Source organism: Acetobacter cerevisiae (genome assembly GCF_001580535.1).
Classification (GTDB): domain Bacteria; phylum Pseudomonadota; class Alphaproteobacteria; order Acetobacterales; family Acetobacteraceae; genus Acetobacter; species Acetobacter cerevisiae.
Genome location: NZ_LHZA01000123.1, coordinates 1 through 19,034, shown reverse-complemented (window position 1 = coordinate 19,034; position 19,034 = coordinate 1). Strand labels below are relative to the sequence as shown.

Below are 19,034 nucleotides of genomic sequence, written 5' to 3'. Positions count from 1 at the left end.
GTTTTTTAAAGTATATTATATTACCAAAAATCACACAAAGTAACAAAATACGATTTTCCAACGTAGAATATTGCGATCCTGTATATCCATCAAGAAAAGAAATACAAAAAATAAGAACCACATTGAAAAAAATAAATAAAATTGATGTTTTTGTATTTTTAGACATTTTATTTTACCTTATAATTAATTATTAAAAATATTTATTTTATAATTTATCAGCATACTCACTCCAGAACCAATAATAAAGAAGCTCCCCTGAAAAACTACCGATCATTATTCGCATGACGCTCGCCTACCGCTCACCACCATCCCCCACATGGCTATGGTCAATGTTTTCCAGCCTTGCAAAGAACTGTACCCTTATCAAGGCCCCAACCGCAGCAGCAGAACGCTGCGGGGAAAAGGAGTGAACGGTCTTACCGGGAGCCTGCAAGCCGGACCAGAATACGGCCCCGAATCTCTCCATCAAGAAGATCAGAGGCTGCCTTTTTGACATCGGAAAGCGAAATTTCCGTAATAATACCATTCAGTTTTTCCGGCTCAATTAACTGCGCAAGTTGCTGCCATGCCGCAAGGCGCTCCTCTTTCGGGCAATGGACGCTATCAATCCCGACCAGCGTGACGCCCCGCAGAATGAACGGCGCAACGGTTGCCGGGAAGTCCATCCCCGCGGCAAGACCGCAGGCCGTCACCACCCCATGATACTGCATGGATGCACACAGCGCCGCCAGCACAGCACCCCCGGCAACATCCACAGCGCCGGCCCATTGGGCTTTTTCCAGAGGGCGGGTCAGGCGCAGTAAAGCCTGTCGCGGCAGAATGTCCGTGGCCCCCAGCTCCCGCAAAGCGGGCTCTTCTTCCGGGTGGCCGGTAATGGCTGTCACCTGATAGCCGAGGCGGCTCAGCAGCATCAGCGCAACACTACCCACGCCGCCGGAAGCCCCCGTCACCACAATGGGCCCGCTTTTGGGCGTAACACCTTCCCGGATCAGAGCGCGCACACACAGCATGGCGGTATACCCTGCCGTCCCCAACGCCATAGCCTGACGCGCACTGAACGCAGACGGCAGGGGGATCAGCCAGTCTCCCGGCACACGCGCCCGCTCAGCCAGACCGCCCCAATGGCTTTCCCCCGCACCCCAGCCATTCAGCACCACATGCTGGCCAACAAACAGACCGGGGTGAGAAGACGCTTCAATCGTTCCGGCAAAATCAATGCCCGGCACCATCGGGTAGGAGCGGACAATCGGCCCTTTGCCGGTTATCGCCAGCGCATCCTTGTAATTCAGGCTGGACCACTCGACCCGCACCGTCACATCGCCTTCCGGCAGCTGGTCTTCCGCCAGAGAATGCTCATGGATAACCTGGTCTCCATCGGCATTTTTTTCGATCAGCAAAGCTCGGAACATGCGCTGTCTCCTTCACACCTCTCAACGCCCCTCTTGCGCCGGAGATCATCCCACTACGCCATTTTTGAGAAATCGCTGTTCACAAAGCCGCGGGCAGACTCGGGCTGCTCGGCCAAGTTTGAGAAAATAAATTAGGATTTTAAAAAGGCAGCAGATATAACCTTGTCCAATAAGCTATTTCTTATTGAACTCCGAGCGTGTCTTGATTCTTTTCCTTACCGGTTTTCTCGCCCTCTTTCTGCTGATTGCTGTCAGCATCCTGATTTCTCTCTCCGAGATTTCCTTTGCCGCCGCCCGTGATGTGCGGCTGCGTTCCCGGGCAGAAGCGGGTGATAAACGCGCACAGGCCTTTCTGGCCCTGCGGCGCAATAGCGGTCAGGTTATTACTGTTCTCCAGATCTGCCTGAACGGGGTGGGGATTCTGGGCGGTATTGTCAGTTCGGAAATGCTGTCCCCTCCCTGCGGGGACCTCCTGCGCTACTGGGGCCTGCCGGACGGACTGGCGGAAAAGACCGGCTCGGCCATCAGCTTCATCATGGTCACCGGCCTGTTCGTCCTGTTTGCCGACCTGCTGCCCAAACGGGTGGCCATGAACGCGCCGGATAAAGTCGCACTCTCCATTGGCTGGTTTCCCAAGCTGGCCCTACGGGTGCTCTATCCGTTTGTGTGGATTTTCTCCAAGGTGTCTGACGCCGTTCTGCGCGCCATGAAAATCCCGGCAGCCTCCGCCGTGGAACCGGTGACGCCGGAAGACCTGCGCGCCATTCTGGCCGCCGGCACCGCCTCTGGCGTGCTGCTGGAGCAGGAACACCAGATGATCCAGAACGTGCTGGGTCTGCAGGACCGCTCGGTCACCTCCGCCATGACCCCGCGTGATGAGATTGTCTATCTGGACGTGCAGGACAACGCGGAAAATAACCACGAGAAGGTCCGGGCCAAACCCTATTCCCGTTACCCGCTGTGTGATGGCGGGCTGGACAAGGTCATTGGCTCCATCCGTGCGGAAGACGTTCTGGCCTCAGTTGTGGACCCCGCCAGTATCCCGGAAGGCCCTGCTCTGCGCGGCAACCCGATTTTCCGCATGCGGCGGGATGTGCTCTCCGTGCCGGAAACGCTCAACCTGTGGGACACGCTGGCACAGTTTGATACCCACGGCGTGGGCTTTGCCCTGATTGTGAATGAATACGGGCTGGTTGTCGGGCTGATTACCTTTAAGGACATCATGGGTGCGCTCATGGACGGTCTGGCCAACCCGTTTGAAGAACAGGCCATTGTCCGGCGTGATGAAAATTCCTGGCTGATCGACGGCGCAGCCCCGATTGGCGACGTGATGCGGGAACTACACATCATCGAACTGCCCGACAGCGCTCAGTTTGACACCATTGGCGGCTTTGTCATGCACCGCCTGCGCCGCATGGCCCGCAAGGCCGACCGCGTGGATGCCGGGGGCTTCCGGTTTGAAGTGGTGGACGTGGAAGGCTTCCGCATCAACCAGCTGCTGGTTACCCGCCTGACCTGACCTATCCCGCAGGCTTGTGCCCCCGTAAGAGCCGGGGCCATGCCTGCATTCTCCCGAAGCAGACCGCCTGTGTTATGCAGGCGCATGTTTCGTATCCGCTTTCTCCCCTGTCTGTTTTTCTCCAGCTGCTTTGCGGGTCTCGCCGCACCTTTAGGTGTTCGTGCTGAAACGGCCCGACCAGTTTCGGCCCCGGCTTCCTCCGGCGCTGTTCTGGAAAAAGTCCTGCTGGTCTCCCGGCATGGCATTCGCAGCCCGACCAAACCCCTCGCCACGCTGGAAAAAAAGACTGGCCGCACGTGGTCCTTCTGGCCGGTACCGCCGGGAGAACTGACGGACCATGGCCGGGCTAATCTGGCCCTCATGGGGCAGTTTCTCCAAAGCTGGTACGCACCCCTTCTCCCGCAGACTTCCGCCCCCTGCGCCTCAGCCAAAGCCGTTTTTGTCTGGGCTGATTCTGCGGATACCCGCACGCGCCAAAGTGGTGACATTCTGAGCCACGCCTTAACGCAGGGCTGCACCAGCACAGCGCAGAGTCTACCTGCTGGCCAGCATGACCCGTTGTTCAATGCGCTGGCCGCCGGACAGGCTCATCTTGACCCACAGCGCGTCATGCCGCCCCTCACCCGCGCGTTCCAACAGGACACAACCCCGGACAGGCCCGAGGCGCAGGCGGCTTCTGCCTTGCAGGCCATGTTTGCGCCTACAGGATGCCAGCAGCGGAAAGGACCCTGCTTTACTGCTCCAACTGTCCTTTCCTGGAAGAAAGGCCTGCCTCATGCGACAGGCGGCCTTAACCTGAGCGCCTCCACGGCGGAAAACCTCCTGCTGGAATACGAGCAAGGCCTGCCTTCCACAGTTTTTGCCAGCTCACAGATGGCGACGGACAACGATGCCGCCAGAACCCGCCAGCTTCTGGCCGCTGTGCTGCCCGCCCATGCCCTGCAAAGTGACAGGCTAAGACGCCTTCCGGCACTGGCCGTGCCTCGCGGGCATGTTCTGGCTGAAACGCTCCTTACCGCTCTGGCAGAGCAACCCGTTTCACTCCCTGACAACTCTGCGCTTCCGGCGTCTGCGCGGCTGATCCTGTTTGCCGGGCATGACACAACACTAGACATGCTGGCCACGCTCTTCGGGCTGGACTGGTCCTTCCCTGACCAGCCTGACCGCACCGCACCAGATACCACGCTGGCCTTTGAACTCTGGCGGTTACCGGATGGGCAAAAAGACGTGCGTTTCCGTGTGTTCCACCAGTCTCTGGAGCAGTTACGGCAGGCGCAGCCCATAAACAGTCAGGCCGGGCAAGGCGCGCCCCTGCTGCTCCACAGCCGGTTTTGCCCGAACACCGCGCAGGCGGCCTGCACGCTGGATGACCTGACCCTTAGTGTGAATAAGCTCAAAGAACAGGATTTATGATTTCTTAAAGAAGAAGCCATAAAAGCTGCCGAAGGCCTGCGCCATGCGGCCTGTTAATTAAAAGATTTCCGTCCGTTCCAAAAAATGCCAGAATTGGGCGCTTAACACGTGTCCAATTTCTAACAAGAGTGTTTGTCATGAGCTTCAAAAAAGCGTCTCTCTTTCTTCTCCCGGCGCTTCTGCTGGCAGCCTGCGCAGAAACACCGATGGGCCCGACCGCCATGGTTCTTCCCGGCCCCGGCAAGGACTACGCCACCTTCCAGCAGGAACAGAATTTCTGCCGGTCTCAGGCCACTGCCGCTGTGCAGGGGCAGGCGGGCAGCCAGAACCGTAAGGCTCTTTATGGCGGTCTGGCTGCAACCGCTCTGGGCGCTGGTCTGGGTGCTGCTGCTGGCGGTGGTGCAGGGGCTGGCATTGGTGCCGGCGCTGGTGCTCTGGGTGGCGCGCTGGGTGGGGGTGCCTATTCCAACAGCCAGAACGGCGGCATTCAGACCCAGTATAACAATGCCTATGTTCAGTGCATGGTCGCTTACAAGAACGTCCTGCCCCGCTAAAAACGGCAGACGTTCGCTTTACGCTGTGCATTCAGGTGGCTCGCTTCGGCGGGCCACTTTTTTATAAAAAACCCACATCTTCCCGTGCGCCCAGCAGTGCAAAAACTCTTGCCACACCTGAGCCAGAGGTCGATGCTCCGCTGCATGAGCGCCTTTCCTCCCCCCCCCCGTATTGCCGCCCTTGTTCTGGCGGGCGGTACCGGCTCCCGCATGGGCGGGTGTGACAAACCCCTTCTTCCCCTTTCCAAAACACACACGGTGCTGGATTACGTGCTGGCGGCACTCCGCCCCCATTGCGCTGCTCTTGCCCTCAGCGCCAATGGTGACGCCTCCCGCTTTGCGCCGTGGAACCTGCCGGTTCTGCCCGATACGCAGGCGGACATGGGGCCTCTGGCTGGCATTCTGGAAGGTTTGCGCTGGGCGGAAAGCCAGAACTGCTCTGTTCTGATAACCGTGCCCGGCGATACCCCTTTTATCCCGGCGGACCTGCCACAACTCCTGCTCCCGGCTCCCGCTGTCGCGGTGTCGGACAATCGGCAGCATCATCTGGTCGCCAGCTGGCCCACCGCGTGCCGCCCTGCATTGGAAGACTGGCTGAAGCAGCCCGACCATAAAGACAAACTGCGCATCCGCTGTTTTTCTGCGACCTTAGGCGTGCGGGATGTTGTCTTTCCTGCGCACACGCCCGACCTGTTTTTCAACATCAACACACCCGATGAGTATGCCTATGCCCGCAAACTGGTCCATGAAGGCCTGAGCCATGTCTGATTTTGTCATGACCCGCTGGCCTGTTGAGCGTTTTACGGAAGAGGGAGCCGAGGCGACCACTCTGGCCATTGCTGAGGAAACCCCGATCAGCTTTGTCTATAACAGCGTGCCTTATGCTGTGATGATGGGAACGCTTCAGGACCTTGAAGACTACGCCTATGGGTTTTCCATTACGGAACGCCTTGTATCCAACGCAGCCTCCATCCGCGCCGTGCGGACGGAGATTGGGGAAGATGGCGTCACGCTCTCACTTGATATTGCCGGAGAAGACTTTCGCCGCCTCCTCCAGTCCCGCCGCGCCATGACTGGCCGGACAGGCTGTGGCGTGTGTGGCAGTGAAGACCTGAAAAGCCTCCATACCGCCCTTCCCGCTGTGCCTGTCATGCCACCGGTGCCGCTATCCGCCATACGGCAGGCCGTGAAGACTCTGGCCGACCATCAAACGCTGAATGCGCAGGTGCATATGGTGCATGGTGCAGCGTGGTGTGGCTCAGATGGTAGTATTCACATGATACGCGAAGATGTGGGCCGCCATAACGCGCTGGATAAATTGATTGGTGCCGGGCTTCGTCAAAACGTCTGCTTTGCAGAAGGATTTTGCCTGATTACCAGCCGATGCTCGTTCGAGATGGTGCAAAAAGCCATTCTGGCAGGCTTTTCCACACTGGTCGCCATTTCCGCCCCCACCACGCGCGCCTTGCGTCTGGCACAAGAGGCGGGCCTGACCATTGTGGCGCTGGCGCGGCGATCTTCTCAACATCTGTTTACAGGGGCTGTTGGCTAAAACGTCTTAATTAGCCAGCCTATTTTAACCTGCGCCACTCCGGAACACAGCACCATGTAAAAACCCCTTTCAGCTTAGCCTGAAAGGGGTTTTTGTTATCGGACCAGAAATTCATCCCGAAAGAGACCCGGTCAGGCCTCCCTCAGCACGGTATCAGACCTCAGCTTAGAAGCCTGCCTGAATACGGGCAGCAACGGAGTTACCTGTGCGACCGTAAATGTTGGTTGCCTGCTCGCTACGAGACACAATGAAGTGGCTGTAATCGAGCATGAGGCGAAAGTGACGGTTCGGATACCAGTTCAGCCCCCCCGTCCAGACCGTCTGCTGACCACCACGGATCACGTTCTTGGCGTTTGCATCGTTCAGGCGGCTATTCAGATCAATCACGCTGTAATGGCCGACAACTTCCAGCGCACCCCAGTGGTTACGGGCGGGATCAAATTCTTCGGCTTCCGGAACACCCGGCGCACCAAAGGCCCCTTCTTTTTCGTTATACAGACGCGGGTTGCCGAACAGCGTATAGGCTGCGGACCCATACCAGCCCTGGAAGCCAGCAGACTTCAGGCCCGGCGCATCGCGCTGAACACCAACGTGATAGTATTCACCTTTCACAATCAGGCGCTTCCAGCGGACACCCAGTTCCGGACCAGCCGCCCAAACCTGTGCCGCGTTGCTAATCCCACCGGTTGCTGCAAGGTTGGCTTCCCCAATGTCGAACTCAGGACGCTGACCGAAAGAGGTGGAGCGAGAGCAGGACGTCGCTGACGTAGAGTTACACGCCAGACGGAATGCAGAAATACCGGATGCCCCCATGTGGACATCCCAGTCTTTTGTGGCAACCGGACGGCCTGCAACACGCAGCGTCGCACCTGTCTGGCTATCCATGGTGGTGCCGCTGCCGCCGCCGTAATAGGTGCTGCTCATGTCAGACGCGTTGCGGTGACCCCATTCCTGACCAGTGAAATACCCTGCAATCCACCAGCGTTTTTCATAATGAAGACCACCAACACTGAAGCGGGCATCACCTGCGGCGATGTTACGCACCATGTCAGTGATGCTCGGACGTTCGAGCGTGAAGAAGTCGTTCGAGCTTTCGGAATCTTCTTCCGTCACACGCGGCTGGAAGTAACCCACCGTCAGGATGGTGTTGTGCAGCCCGGTGTAGTTCAGGTTGCCTTCATACAGGCCAACATACCCATCGTTATGGTTGGCACCGAAGTCCGGCGTGACAGCCGCAACCCAGTTTTTATAGCGGAAGGTAAACGGAATACGCAGACGGCGCATGTTGGTGGTAAAGCTGTTGAACGCCCCACGCCCTTCACCCGCACGCGGCCCGGAATTGAAGAACCCACCGAAATCTTCATGGAAGGCCAGACCGATAGAGAGGCCGTAAGCCCCATCTTCAGACGCTACCGTAAAGCGGCCTTTCGGGAAGCCGACGATCATACCGCCGACATGCACGTTCTCATCACTCTTCGTGGCAGCGCGGAAAGATTTCCAGGACATCACATCGCCGCGGTCAGACGTCGGCGTGCCAGAATTAGCCAGATGGATGCGAGTAGAGGATGCTGCCGGTTCGTTAAACTGCACGCTCGGATCAACCGGACCCGATGCGATCTCATGATGGCTGGTGGCGCGACCGCCATGAGCTGATGCGGTGCTCACCCGGTCCTGTCTGCGGGAAATATTTTCGGTCTTGGCCAGCCGACTTTTCAGCGTGGTGATCTGCCCCATCATCTCTTTGCGCATCTGCGCCATTTCAAGGCGGAGAGCCCGGATCTGTGCGTCGTCAGAAGATGATGCCATTGCAACAGGGGCCGCGCCACCCATCAGAAAAGACGCAAAAGCCAGAGATGAAATAACCGGTTTACAGCGCATCATTGCCATTCCAGAGGAGAGAAGATGAACGCTGAATATCCCGCCGAACGTCTTTTGTGCGTGATGGTTTCGTGATGCTTTCGTTACAGTTCTATGACAAAGAAGGCGGGCTGAATGATTCAGCCCGCCTCCTCTATAAAAAGACTCTTTCAAGGAAAAATTCTCAAAAAGACTTCTGAAAAGTTTTTATATAATATCAGGATTCTTATTTTGCGCTCTTCCATGCAGACAGAATGCTGGTCTTCACAGACTGCGGCAGAGCCACATAGTCCAGCTTCTGGGCCGTGGCATCACCCTTTTCAAACGCCCAGCTGAAGAACGAGCGAACGGCTTCCCCACGCGCAGCATTTTTCGGGGCAACCGGGGTCAGCACGTATGTCGCAGAAACGATCGGCCATGCGCCCTTACCCTGCGTGTCCAGCAGATTAACCGCGAAGTGAGAGGCATGCTGCCAGTCGGCGGCTTCTGCGGCATGCGCAAAGCTCGTCTGGTTTGCAGCAACATCTTCACCCGCACGGTTGTGCAGTTTGACGGTCGTCAGGTGGTTACGGCTGGCATAGGCATATTCAACGTAGCCAATAGCGCCTTCCGTGTTCTGCACGGTTGCTGCCACGCCATCGTTCCCACGAGCACCCAGACCACCGGGCCAGGAGATGGACGTGCTGGCACCCAGAGAATCGTGCCAGGAAGCAGAAGACCCAGCCAGATAAGATGTGAATACAAAAGTGGTGCCGGAACCGTCTGCACGGTGCACAGGAGCCACCGGCATGTCCGGCAGGGTCACACCCGGGTTCAGAGCTGCAATTTTCGGGTCATTCCATTCCGTGATCTCACCGGAATAAATACCAGCCAGCACAGCACCGCTCAGGCGCAGCGTGTCCGCTTTCATACCCGGAATATTAATGACGGGCACAATGCCGCCCATCACGGTCGGGAACTGAAAAAGACCGGCAGATTCAATCTTTTTTGCATCCATCGGCGCATCAGATGCCCCGAAATCAACCGTTCCTGCCAGAACCTGATTCTGCCCGGCGCTGGAGCCAACGCTCTGATAGTTTACCGTAACACCTGCGGCGGTTTTAGCTGTCTCACCCCAGGCTTCGTAAATCGGGGCGGCAAAGCTGGAACCTGCGCCCGTGACGCTTTCGGCCCGGGAGACGCTCGGCAGTGCCGCGGTCAGGCACGTTGCAGCAAGCAGACACAGAGCAGGCCTGAAGGAAAGACGCATTTCGGTTTTATCCCTGGACATCATAAATAACGACGCAACTCGCCACGTCGGGGACAACCCTTAACGGGTTTACTGCCTTCGGGGGATGACATGTTGAAGACTGTTTTATGAAGGTTTTATGACACCCGCAGAGGCAACACATGGCAGCCAGATTTTGCAGGTTGTGCCCTTCCCTACAGTACTTTCCACCACAAAACGCCCCCCATGCCGGGTGACGACATGCTGGACAATGGCCAGCCCCAGCCCGCTCCCCTGCACCGTGGCCGCCGTTTTGGGCACACGGTAGAAATGCTCCGTCAGCCGGGGCAGATGGCGCGCTGCAATCCCCGGCCCGTTATCTGCCACGCTTAACACCACGCCCGGTACGGCAGGCCAGCGCGGGTCAGGCGGCGCGAGCGCGCAGGACACCGTTACCTGCAGGGCAGACGGAGCACCTTCCGCATCCGGCAGGGTGCCGTATTTGAAAGCATTTTCAATCAGATTGATGAGAACCTGCACAAGCTGACTGGTATCTGCCGCAACGCATAAGGCAGGATCAGACACTGGCTGGATCGTCAGTTTTGCCTTTTTCAGGCGGAACAGCGCCTGAGACTCGGCCTTCAGACGGACAAACAAATCCTTCAGCGCCACCGAGCCACGCGGGCGCTGATGCTCCACACGCTGCACACGGGACAGATAGAGCAGATCATCCAGCAAATGCTGCATCCGCTTACCCTGTGCGGCCATGATGCCAAGAAACTCCTGCTGGGCTTCCGGGTCATCCGCCGCCGGGCCTTGCAGCGTTTCCACAAACCCCATCAGCGCGGCAAGCGGCGTGCGCAGTTCGTGGCTGGCATAGGCCACAAAGTCCGTATGCTGGCGCTCGGTATTGTCTGCTTCCGTTTCATCACACAGCGCGACAAAAACCAGCGCATGCTGCGAGCGATCCGACGAGACACTCCCGCCTCGCGCTCCTGCAAATAGCGAGGCAGGAAGAACATGCTGCTGAAAACGGGCCTGAATCACCCGGTGATGCGGAACATCCAGCACAATGCGGGCTGTTTCTGAACAAACAGCTGTATCCAGACTTTTTTCAACCAGCCGGTCCAGCGCTGTCTGAAAAGCCGGATGACGCTTGATGCTCCCCAGATTGTCTTCAAAAATCCGATACGCTTCCGGCGAGGCGTAATGCAGCCGCCGTTCCTCATCCAGCACCATTGTAGCGGCAGGCAGACAGGCCATGACCTGTTCAACCCCTTCCGGCACAGCTGTTCTGGAAGAGGCGGGACTTTCTTCCTGATGGTAGCTCGGAATCTCTACTTTTTCGGGGCGCAGGCGAGCCGCCAGCAAGCTGGCTGTCAGCCCGCTACCGACCAGTATGCCCGCAACAGCAACGAGTGCCTCATGCATCATCAGGCACTCCGTTGCGCCAGAACGGCCTCAGTCCTGTGGCATATCAAGCGCATATCCCCGGGCACGGACGGTTCTGATCAGGTCTTTCTCATCCCCTGCGTTCAGCGTTTGCCGCAGCCGTCTGATATGCACATCTACTGTGCGGAGTTCCACACAGGAGCTGCGCTCCCATGCCTGTTCCAGCAGTTCCTCGCGCGAGAAAACCTGACCGGGATGCGTCATCAGGAATTCCAGCAGCCGGTATTCCGTCGGCCCCAGCGGCAGAAGCCGCCCGTTGCGTTCCACCTTATGGGCCACACGGTCCAGCACGAGGGAGTCAAACTTCAGCACATTGCCAGACGGCGGCAGCCGACGCAGCATAGCCTTGACCCGCGCAAAGAGCGTTTCCATGCCGAAGGGCTTGATCAGATAATCATCCGCACCGATTTCCAGCCCCCGCACGCTATCAGTCTCCTGCCCGCGCGCGCTGAGCATAATGATGGGTATGGACTTGGTTTTTGGCTGTTCTCTTAACTGCCGGCAGACTTCCAGCCCGGAAATACCGGGGAGCATCCAGTCCAGCAGGACCAGATCAGGCGTGCGGCGACTAATCTGGTCAAGGGCCGTATGGCCGTCGCCGGCCAGACGCACGTCATAGCCCTGTTTTTCCAGATTATAGCAGATCAACCGGGAGAGTGCCGGGTCATCCTCAACAACGAGAACGCTTGCATTGTGTGTCATGAGCATCCCATAGCGGTTCGCGGCGCAGGATAAGCTGGAGGCCACAGAAAAAACAACCAGTGTCATAAAAGTTACACACTTTACGACCCTTGTTCGGGAAGCTCTTCTGGCTTGCAAAATCCTTCTATGCAAAGGGCAGAATTCTGGATTATGGAGCGCTCAGGAGCTGGACCGGCAATTGTGCCGGATGCACCTCCAGGAAACGCTCGCATGAGTATTTTTCGCACTCTTCTGCCGCAAACCTGCAGAAGCTTTCACCTGTCCCTGAGCACGCGCCTTCAGACCCTCCAGAGCCAGATCTCCCGCTCCTTCTCGGAACGCGGGCTGCTTGAACTGGGTATGCTGGAAGGCATCTGCACGACGCTGGAAAACAAGGCGCAGAAGGAGCGTATTCGTGCGCTGTATCCTGCCGCTGGTGTTTTTGGCGTGTTCGCCGAAGGCGACACGGCCACGGCCATGCAGCAGAATCCGCTGAGCCGCTAACCCTGCCGCTCAGCGCAGCAGCACAAAAAATCTCATCTGTGTTCCTCTTGGGATCGTGACCATTTTTGCCGAATGGTCACGCAGGAGGAGACGTGCCTGTCTCTCAGGCATGGCCGTATCCTCTTGCTAAGCATGAAAAGCCACTTCTAAGCTGGGTAAGGCTGCACTGAGGCTCTTTCCGGGCGGGCACATAAAGGGTGGGAAAACAGGCATGATGGCACGCATCAATTTTGTAGAATTACCGGCGCAGAATCTAAAAGCCGCTAAAACATTTTACGAGACCGTTTTTGGCTGGAGCCTGACAGAGTTTGGTCCGGACTATGCCTGCACCATGACGGGCTCCGTTGATCTGGGGTTACAGGGCGACCCGAGCGAAGCCCCCGCAGCGCCCCTGCCGGTGGTGGAAGTCAAAGACCTTGAGGCCGCGCTGAAAGCCGTCACTCAGGCGGGAGGCACCCTTACCAAACAGATCTTCAGTTTCCCCGGTGGGCGCCGCTTCCACTTCCGGGACCCGAACGGCATGGAACTCGCCATCATGCAGCCCGACTGAGCAGACAGGGTATAAAAACAAAAAGACCCGCCTTATGGCCCGGAAAGGCTTCGTGAGAAGCTTTCTGAACCATGCAACGGGTCTCAATGCCGTCTAACGGCTGGTGTTTAATCAGTCTTCAAACGGGTCGCGCATCAGGATGGTGTCATCACGGTCCGGGCTGGTGGACAGCAGGGTGACGGGTGCGCCAACCAGCTCTTCAATCCGCCGTACATATTTGATCGCCTGTGCCGGAAGATCCGCCCAGCGGCGTGCGCCGTGCGTGGTTTCTTTCCAGCCTTCCATGGTTTCAAAAATCGGCTTGATGCGCGCCTGTGCCGCCGGAGAGGACGGGAACCGGTCGGTCTTTTTGCCGTCCAGCTCATAGCCTACGCAGACGCAGATTTCATCCAGACCATCCAGCACGTCCAGCTTGGTGAGAGCCAGACCATTGACGCCACCCACACGCACAGCGTGACGCACCAGAATGGCATCAAACCAGCCACAGCGGCGCGGGCGACCGGTTACGGTGCCAAATTCATGCCCGCGTTCACCAATCTTGCGGCCAATATCGTCAAACAGTTCGGTCGGGAACGGTCCCTCACCCACGCGGGTGCAATAGGCTTTGGCAATGCCCAGCACGAACCCGGCAGCGTTCGGCCCCATGCCAGCACCCGTGCCAGCATTAGCGGCAACCGTGTTGGAGCTGGTGACGAACGGATACGTCCCGTGGTCCACATCCAGCATGACGGCCTGAGCGCCTTCAAACAGGATACGGCGGCCACCGCGACGGGCATCGTCCAGAATGTCCCATGTGGGGGCCATGAACGGCAGAACCTTGGGGGCAATGTCCGTCAGGAAGGCCATCAGGTCTTCCTTCTTGAACGTGTCTGCACCCAGACCGGCCAGCAGCGTGTTGTGGTGCAGCAGCAGCTCGTCCAGCTTCCAGTCCAGCGTTTCCGGCTCGGCCAGATCACACAGACGGATAGCGCGGCGGGCCACCTTGTCTTCATACGCCGGGCCAATGCCACGGCCTGTGGTACCAATTTTACGGTCGCCACGGGCAGCTTCACGCGCGCGGTCCAGCGCACCATGCACCGGCAGGATCAGGGGGGCGTTTTCTGCAATCTTCAGGGTGTCCGGGGTCACTTTCAGGCCCTGTTCCTGAATACGGCCAATTTCCGCCAGCAAAGCCTGCGGGTCGACCACCACGCCGTTGCCGATAATGCCCAGCTTGCCGCTCACCACGCCAGAGGGCAGCAGAGAAAGCTTGTAAACCTGATTGCCAACAACCAGCGTGTGCCCGGCATTGTGGCCGCCCTGAAAGCGCACAACAATGTCTGCCCGGCTGGCCAGCCAGTCTACAATTTTACCTTTGCCTTCATCGCCCCACTGGGCGCCGATCACCGTGACGTTGGACATAAACGGTCTGCTCCTGGAAAATCTGCCTGAAAACCCTGCCGAGAGGCCAACCCGCCCCTCTGCCGCACGTGGTCAGTCAAGCTTTGTGCACGTTGCACCAGAAAGAATGTGGCTGCACCCCAAACGCAGCGCCTCGGCCCGGTCATGCTCCGGGCCTGTGAGGTGGGGGGTGCCGGATGGCAGGGCGGCCAGCGTGGCATGCCCTTCGGCCCGCAGACGGGCCGCAACCTGTGCGTCCGCATCGGGGGCAAGATAAATGCGCTGGCGGGCCTGCGCTGGCGGAATGGTGCGGAACAGCACATCCGGCCGGAAGGTCAGGCCACAGGCTGGTTCATTATCACTGGAGAGATAACGGCCACCGCGCCCGAGTTCTTCCGCACGGCCCACGGCAAACACCGTCACGCACACGCCGGTATGATATTTCCAGCCCCGGAATTCGACCGGATCAACCGTCAACCGCAGGCCGGGGTTGGCTTTACGCAGGGCTGCAACTGTTGCAGCAAGGCGCTCACTAAAGGCGCGGGCCCGTGGCGGCAGGCTGATATGGGCGAGCTGCTCCAGCGCCTGTTCAGCAGGGCCAGCGGCGCGCAGCAGAGCAATCAGCGTGTCAGACAGCGCCCCACCCAGTTCCGCGACAGCCGCCGCATCCTTGCGGTCCAGCGCGCGCATCAGAACAGGCCGGACACTGGCGGAAATATTGGCTTCTTCCAGCAGAGCAGGAACCAGCGGCGGCATTGTGAGGTCAAACGAGACCTCCGGCACACCCAGCTGGGCCAGCGCTTCTGCCCCGACGGACATCACTTCCGCATCCGCCTGCGGGCTATCCGGGCCGATCAGTTCGATCCCGGCCTGCATGATCTGCCGCCCGCTTTCTTCCGCCGCCGCAGGCATCACCACCACGCAGGCCCCGGCATAGGACACGCGCAGGGGCCGCGCCGCAGCGCCCAGCCGAGTCGCCGCCATACGGGCAATCTGGGGGGTGATATCAGGCCGCAGGACCATCATCTTGCGGGTATCCGGGTCCATCACGCGGAAGCTCTGGTCTGCCAGAGTCGCGCCGGACCCTGCCAGCAATGTGTCTTCAAACTCCATGAGCGGCGGCCGCACACGGTCGTACCCGTGCGAGGCGAATACGCCCATAAGTGTCGCAACCCCTTCTGCCTCAGTCCGGGCATCGGGGGTCAGGAGGTCTACAAAGCCAGCCGGGAGCAAAGCCGGGCTAAAGGGCGGGTCATCCGTCATGCTTCGGCCTATAGCACCGCACGCCGCGCCCGTCATGCCCGCAAACCTGCACTTTTTTAACGGTTCTCACCCCTGCGGGACGCCGGGCAGCGTCTCCCACCCCGGCCCGATGACCGTAATGACCCTCCGGCCCATGCCATCGGCCCGCAGAACGATGATGTTCTGGTCTTCCAGCCATTCCACCAGTCGGCGGGCGCGGCCTTGCGAGACGGTGCCGTACACACGCGCAATTTCCGCGTCCGACGGGCACGGCAGGCGGCCAATGGCGGCCCGCGCCAGAAACAGAAAAACGGATTGCAGATCTTCCGGCAGGGCATTGGCCAGCCCCTCCGCCTGCTGCCAGTCGGGCGAGGCCGACATATCCTCACTCACGCCACTCCGGGCCGTGGCCAGAGCGCGATTAAAGGCCTTCAGATCCAGCGCATTACGCCCGAGCCCGGCAATACGGCAGCGCACCAGAAAATCCTGATACAGCACGGCGGAAGCCCGGAAGGAGGTTTCATCATCCGTCAGCATATCGCGCAGGATGGCGTTCATGCGGGCTTCACGCTCGGCCTGATCTTCCGGCGGTTCTTCCTGCTGCTGTTCTTCCTGCGAAGCAGCGGCCTGCGCCTCGCCGTGGGCGGCAAGCTGGGTCAGCAGATCAGGCTGCGGCGTAGCAGGCGCTTTTCTGGGACGGGCCACAAAGTCTGAAACCGGCACAGGAGCCAGAATCAGGTCATGCACCGGGGCAGACGGCGGCTCGAACGGCGTCAGCACCGGCCCGGCAGAGCGGCTTTCTGTCTCCACCGTACCAATCCGCACCGGCGTCGGCCTGCGGCACATGGCCGGGCCAAGAGCGACAAAGGTGCCGCGCGCCAAATCCCGAAAGGCTTCAGCCTGCCGGCGTTCCATGCCCAGCAGGTCCGCCGCGCGGGCCATGTCGATATCCAGAAAGGTCCGGCCCATCAGGAAGTTGGAGGCTTCCGCCGCCACGTTCTTGGCCAGCTTGGCCAGACGCTGCGTGGCGATAATACCTGCCAGACCACGTTTACGGCCGCGGCACATCAGATTGGTCATGGCCCCTAGCGAAGCACGGCGCGCTTCATCCGAGACCTCACCGGCAGCAGCAGGTGCAAACAACTGAGCCTCATCCACCACCACCAGCACGGGATACCAGTATTCTCGTGGGGCCTCGAACATGCCGCCCAGAAAGGCTGCGGCCCATTTCATCTGCTGGTCCGCATCCAGACCTTCCAGATTGAGCACTACAGAGGCGCGGTGCATGCGCATCCGCTCCCCGGCGGCATGCAGCGCCATGTCTGAACATTCCGCGCCATCAATTACCAGATGACCGAATTTTTCCGCCAGACTGACAAAGTCACCTTCCGGGTCGATAATCGCCTGCTGCACCATGCGAGCGGACTGCTCCAGCAGACGCCGCAGCAGGTGCGATTTCCCGGACCCTGAATTGCCCTGCACCAGAAGCCGGGTGGCCAGAAGTTCGGCAAGGTCCATGCGTGCCGGGCCACCCCCCGGCACATCACCCATCACGATCGTGTTGCTGCTCATAGGGGCATCCGATACCGCTCCGGATGGGTGTCCCGCAACCATGCAAGCGCCCCTTCTGCCGCACCGCGTCCGGTTGCAAGGCATGCGTGCAGCAAATAGCCCCCGGTTGGGGCCTCCCAGTTCAGCATTTCTCCCGCCACAAAAACGCCGGGCAGTGCGCGCAGCATCAACCGTTCATCACAGGCGCTTTGTTCGATCCCACCGGCTGTGGAAATAGCGCGGGCCAGCGGCTCCGGCGCTGTCAGCCGCACCGGCAGCGCCTTTAATCGAGCCGCCAGAGCAGCGGTGGAGGTCGGCACAGGACCAGCCTCCCGCAGCAAGGCAACCGCCACTGGCGGGAGGCGAAGGGCTTTGCGCAGTTTGTTGGACAGGCTTTCACGCGGGCGCACAGCAGCCAGCCGCTTTGTCAGGTCTTCTACAGAGAGATCGGGCCGCAGATCACACATAAGGTCTACCGTGCCATGCTGCGCCAGATGCTCCCGCAACGGGGCAGACAGAGCATAAAGTGCGCCGCCTTCCAGCCCGGAATCCGTCACCACAAGTTCCCCACGCACGGTACGGCTTCCAAAAGTCAGAGCCACCGGCTTGAGCGGTGTTCCGGCAAACCGTTCCCTCACAGCCTCTGACCATGCCACCTGAAACCCGCAGTTGGCAGGCCGCAGAGCTGAGACGGCAACGCCGCGTTGTTCCAGCAGCGAAGCCCACCCACCGTCACTCCCCAGACGCGGCCAGCTTGCCCCGCCGAGCGCCAGAATGACGGCATCGGGTTGAGAAAACAGTGGGACATCAGGTTCTTGTAGGGGACCAGCCTGAGGCGATGTCCTCGACTTTTCCGTGCGGCCCAGAGTGGCAGACGTGGCCATGCCCTGCGGCGTCTGCGGCCCCGGCCCCGGCCCCGGCCCCGGCACTGCCGTCCCGGACTGCGGCTGAACATTGGTATGAGGCTGTGAGAACGTCAGATGCCCCGCAGCATCCCACCCCGTCCAGCGGGTGCGGGTGTGCAGGGTGACACCCTGCTCACGCAGCCGGGCCAGCCAGGCACGCAGCAAAGGCGAGGCCTTCATCGCACGGGGGAAAATACGACCAGAGGAGCCGACAAAGCTTTCCTGCCCCAGCCCGTCCATCCACTGCCGGATCTGCTCCGTAGTCCACGCCTGCAGAAAAGGCGCAAGCCAGGGCGCGGCCTCGGCATAACGGGGCAGAAATTTTTCCGGGGGTTCGGAATGGGTGATGTTCAGCCCGCCCCGCCCGGCCATCAGCAATTTGCGGCCAAGGCTGGGCATAGACTCCACTACCTGCACAACGCAGCCTGCGGCAGAAAGAACCTCGGCGGCGGCCAGTCCAGCTGGGCCGCCGCCGATAACAACAACACGAAACGGGTTGGTCATGCCTGTGGGACAGAACGCAGAGCAGGATGACGCATCATCCCGCTTTTTTCTCCCCGGCCCGCACAGCAGCGGCGAGGTCCTTAATCTGGTTCAGCACCCGCGGCAGGGTCTGATCAGTCGCCTTGCCATCCGCATCCAGCGTGTCAGCCAGTGTGGAGAGCAGCGCGGAGGCCACCACGGCCCCATCTGCAATCCCTGCCGCTGTTGCAGCCTGTTCCGGCGTGCGGATGCCAAAGCCAATGGCCACCGGCAGGTCCGTCGCGGCGCGGAGGCGCGGAAGGGCCTCCTGCAAGGCTTCGGCACTGGCGGTGCGCGTGCCGGTAATGCCGGTAATGCTCACGTAATAGACAAAACCGGAGGCGTGCGAGAGCACATAACGCAGACGCTCGTCCGACGTCGTGGGGGCCACCAGACGGATGATATCCAGACCGGCATCCTGCGCGGGCTGTTCCAGAATATCGGCTTCTTCCGGCGGCAGATCGACCAGAATCAGACCGTCCACCCCGGCTTTGGCAGCATCCGCGCAGAAGCGGGCGTGGCCGTACGCTTCCACAGGATTGAGATAGCCCATCAGAATAATGGGCGTTTCCTGATCCTGCTCACGGAAGGCGGCAATCATTTTCAGCACACCGGGCAGCGAGGCCCCGGCCTTCAACCCACGGCGGGCGGCCAGCTGAATGACCGGGCCATCGGCGGAGGGATCAGAAAACGGCATGCCGACTTCAATCAGATCCGCCCCGGCGGCAGGCATGGC

Annotated in this window: 17 protein-coding genes; 7 read left to right on the top strand and 10 right to left on the bottom strand. The window is 59.6% G+C overall.

Going from position 1 to position 19,034, the window contains the following annotated elements; genetic code table 11:
- Positions 1 to 416: 416 nt before the first annotated feature.
- Positions 417 to 1,409: an acrylyl-CoA reductase (NADPH) gene (gene acuI, locus AD928_RS04090; RefSeq protein WP_062248486.1), complete on the bottom strand. Its 993-nt coding sequence runs from the start codon at positions 1,407 to 1,409 to the stop codon at positions 417 to 419.
- A 202-nt stretch (positions 1,410 to 1,611) separates the two neighbouring features.
- Here acuI and AD928_RS04085 point away from each other — a divergent pair, with 202 nt between their 5' ends.
- From AD928_RS04085 to fdhD, 5 genes are all read left to right on the top strand, one after another.
- Positions 1,612 to 2,928 carry a hemolysin family protein gene (locus AD928_RS04085; protein WP_062142055.1) on the top strand — a complete coding sequence of 439 codons (1,317 nt, stop codon included), beginning with the start codon at positions 1,612 to 1,614 and terminating at the stop codon, positions 2,926 to 2,928.
- 84 nt (positions 2,929 to 3,012) lie between these two features.
- Complete coding sequence (locus AD928_RS04080) at positions 3,013 to 4,341, top strand: histidine-type phosphatase (RefSeq protein WP_062248484.1); 1,329 nt, start codon at positions 3,013 to 3,015, stop codon at positions 4,339 to 4,341.
- 137 nt (positions 4,342 to 4,478) lie between these two features.
- Entirely contained in the window at positions 4,479 to 4,895 is a 417-nt protein-coding gene (locus tag AD928_RS04075; RefSeq protein ID WP_062248483.1) for a glycine zipper family protein, read from the top strand.
- Between the two features lie 144 nt (positions 4,896 to 5,039).
- Complete coding sequence (mobA, locus tag AD928_RS04070; RefSeq protein ID WP_062248501.1) at positions 5,040 to 5,663, top strand: molybdenum cofactor guanylyltransferase; 624 nt, start codon at positions 5,040 to 5,042, stop codon at positions 5,661 to 5,663.
- A complete protein-coding gene (fdhD, locus tag AD928_RS04065) occupies positions 5,656 to 6,447 on the top strand; it encodes a formate dehydrogenase accessory sulfurtransferase FdhD (RefSeq protein ID WP_233419934.1) in 792 nt (263 codons plus the stop codon). Before mobA ends, fdhD begins: the two co-directional genes overlap by 8 nt.
- A gap of 165 nt (positions 6,448 to 6,612) precedes the next feature.
- On the opposite strand, the gene AD928_RS04060 is transcribed toward fdhD, so the two are convergent.
- From AD928_RS04060 to phoB, 4 genes are all read right to left on the bottom strand, one after another.
- Positions 6,613 to 8,334, bottom strand: coding sequence for an OprO/OprP family phosphate-selective porin (locus AD928_RS04060; RefSeq protein ID WP_062142052.1), 1,722 nt, complete (start codon positions 8,332 to 8,334; stop codon positions 6,613 to 6,615).
- Positions 8,335 to 8,530: 196 nt separating this feature from the next.
- Complete coding sequence (pstS, locus tag AD928_RS04055; RefSeq protein ID WP_156470088.1) at positions 8,531 to 9,553, bottom strand: phosphate ABC transporter substrate-binding protein PstS; 1,023 nt, start codon at positions 9,551 to 9,553, stop codon at positions 8,531 to 8,533.
- Between the two features lie 105 nt (positions 9,554 to 9,658).
- Positions 9,659 to 10,945, bottom strand: coding sequence for a sensor histidine kinase (locus AD928_RS04050; RefSeq protein ID WP_062248478.1), 1,287 nt, complete (start codon positions 10,943 to 10,945; stop codon positions 9,659 to 9,661).
- A gap of 27 nt (positions 10,946 to 10,972) precedes the next feature.
- Entirely contained in the window at positions 10,973 to 11,665 is a 693-nt protein-coding gene (gene phoB, locus AD928_RS04045; RefSeq protein ID WP_062142072.1) for a phosphate regulon transcriptional regulator PhoB, read from the bottom strand.
- A gap of 210 nt (positions 11,666 to 11,875) precedes the next feature.
- Here phoB and AD928_RS04040 point away from each other — a divergent pair, with 210 nt between their 5' ends.
- On the top strand, positions 11,876 to 12,148 hold the full coding sequence (locus AD928_RS04040; protein WP_156470087.1) for a hypothetical protein: 273 nt from the start codon (positions 11,876 to 11,878) through the stop codon (positions 12,146 to 12,148).
- A 211-nt stretch (positions 12,149 to 12,359) separates the two neighbouring features.
- On the top strand, positions 12,360 to 12,698 hold the full coding sequence (locus tag AD928_RS04035; protein WP_197464422.1) for a VOC family protein: 339 nt from the start codon (positions 12,360 to 12,362) through the stop codon (positions 12,696 to 12,698).
- Positions 12,699 to 12,809: 111 nt separating this feature from the next.
- Here the strand turns inward: AD928_RS04035 and AD928_RS04030 are convergent, their stop codons facing one another.
- The 5 genes from AD928_RS04030 to trpA form a co-directional block, all read right to left on the bottom strand.
- Entirely contained in the window at positions 12,810 to 14,099 is a 1,290-nt protein-coding gene (locus tag AD928_RS04030) for an adenylosuccinate synthase (RefSeq protein ID WP_062142048.1), read from the bottom strand.
- Positions 14,100 to 14,171: 72 nt separating this feature from the next.
- Complete coding sequence (locus AD928_RS04025) at positions 14,172 to 15,377, bottom strand: ATP phosphoribosyltransferase regulatory subunit (RefSeq protein ID WP_082779726.1); 1,206 nt, start codon at positions 15,375 to 15,377, stop codon at positions 14,172 to 14,174.
- 30 nt (positions 15,378 to 15,407) lie between these two features.
- Positions 15,408 to 16,892, bottom strand: a complete 1,485-nt coding sequence (locus tag AD928_RS04020) for an ATP-binding protein (protein WP_062248475.1) — start codon at positions 16,890 to 16,892, stop codon at positions 15,408 to 15,410.
- Positions 16,889 to 18,280 (bottom strand): TIGR03862 family flavoprotein, encoded by a 1,392-nt coding sequence (locus tag AD928_RS04015; RefSeq protein ID WP_062248473.1) that lies wholly within the window; start codon positions 18,278 to 18,280, stop codon positions 16,889 to 16,891. Before AD928_RS04015 ends, AD928_RS04020 begins: the two co-directional genes overlap by 4 nt.
- Positions 18,281 to 18,314: 34 nt before the next feature.
- Positions 18,315 to 19,034, bottom strand: a 720-nt coding sequence (gene trpA, locus AD928_RS04010; RefSeq protein WP_062248471.1) for a tryptophan synthase subunit alpha, incomplete at its 5' end; no start/stop codon positions are given.

Excerpts from the sequence above, each read along its gene's own strand:
- AD928_RS04050 (WP_062248478.1), bottom strand. The coding sequence starts at position 10,945 with ATGATGCATGAGGCACTCGTTGCTGTTGCGGGCATACTGGTCGGTAGC.
- AD928_RS04015 (WP_062248473.1), bottom strand. The coding sequence starts at position 18,280 with ATGACCAACCCGTTTCGTGTTGTTGTTATCGGCGGCGGCCCAGCTGGA.
- AD928_RS04040 (WP_156470087.1), top strand. The coding sequence starts at position 11,876 with ATGAGTATTTTTCGCACTCTTCTGCCGCAAACCTGCAGAAGCTTTCAC.
- AD928_RS04020 (WP_062248475.1), bottom strand. The coding sequence starts at position 16,892 with ATGAGCAGCAACACGATCGTGATGGGTGATGTGCCGGGGGGTGGCCCG.
- AD928_RS04075 (WP_062248483.1), top strand. The coding sequence starts at position 4,479 with ATGAGCTTCAAAAAAGCGTCTCTCTTTCTTCTCCCGGCGCTTCTGCTG.
- pstS (WP_156470088.1), bottom strand. The coding sequence starts at position 9,553 with ATGCGTCTTTCCTTCAGGCCTGCTCTGTGTCTGCTTGCTGCAACGTGC.
- AD928_RS04030 (WP_062142048.1), bottom strand. The coding sequence starts at position 14,099 with ATGTCCAACGTCACGGTGATCGGCGCCCAGTGGGGCGATGAAGGCAAA.
- phoB (WP_062142072.1), bottom strand. The coding sequence starts at position 11,665 with ATGACACACAATGCAAGCGTTCTCGTTGTTGAGGATGACCCGGCACTC.
- AD928_RS04035 (WP_197464422.1), top strand. The coding sequence starts at position 12,360 with ATGATGGCACGCATCAATTTTGTAGAATTACCGGCGCAGAATCTAAAA.
- AD928_RS04060 (WP_062142052.1), bottom strand. The coding sequence starts at position 8,334 with ATGGCAATGATGCGCTGTAAACCGGTTATTTCATCTCTGGCTTTTGCG.
- acuI (WP_062248486.1), bottom strand. The coding sequence starts at position 1,409 with ATGTTCCGAGCTTTGCTGATCGAAAAAAATGCCGATGGAGACCAGGTT.
- AD928_RS04080 (WP_062248484.1), top strand. The coding sequence starts at position 3,013 with ATGTTTCGTATCCGCTTTCTCCCCTGTCTGTTTTTCTCCAGCTGCTTT.
- mobA (WP_062248501.1), top strand. The coding sequence starts at position 5,040 with ATGAGCGCCTTTCCTCCCCCCCCCCGTATTGCCGCCCTTGTTCTGGCG.
- fdhD (WP_233419934.1), top strand. The coding sequence starts at position 5,656 with ATGTCTGATTTTGTCATGACCCGCTGGCCTGTTGAGCGTTTTACGGAA.
- AD928_RS04025 (WP_082779726.1), bottom strand. The coding sequence starts at position 15,377 with ATGACGGGCGCGGCGTGCGGTGCTATAGGCCGAAGCATGACGGATGAC.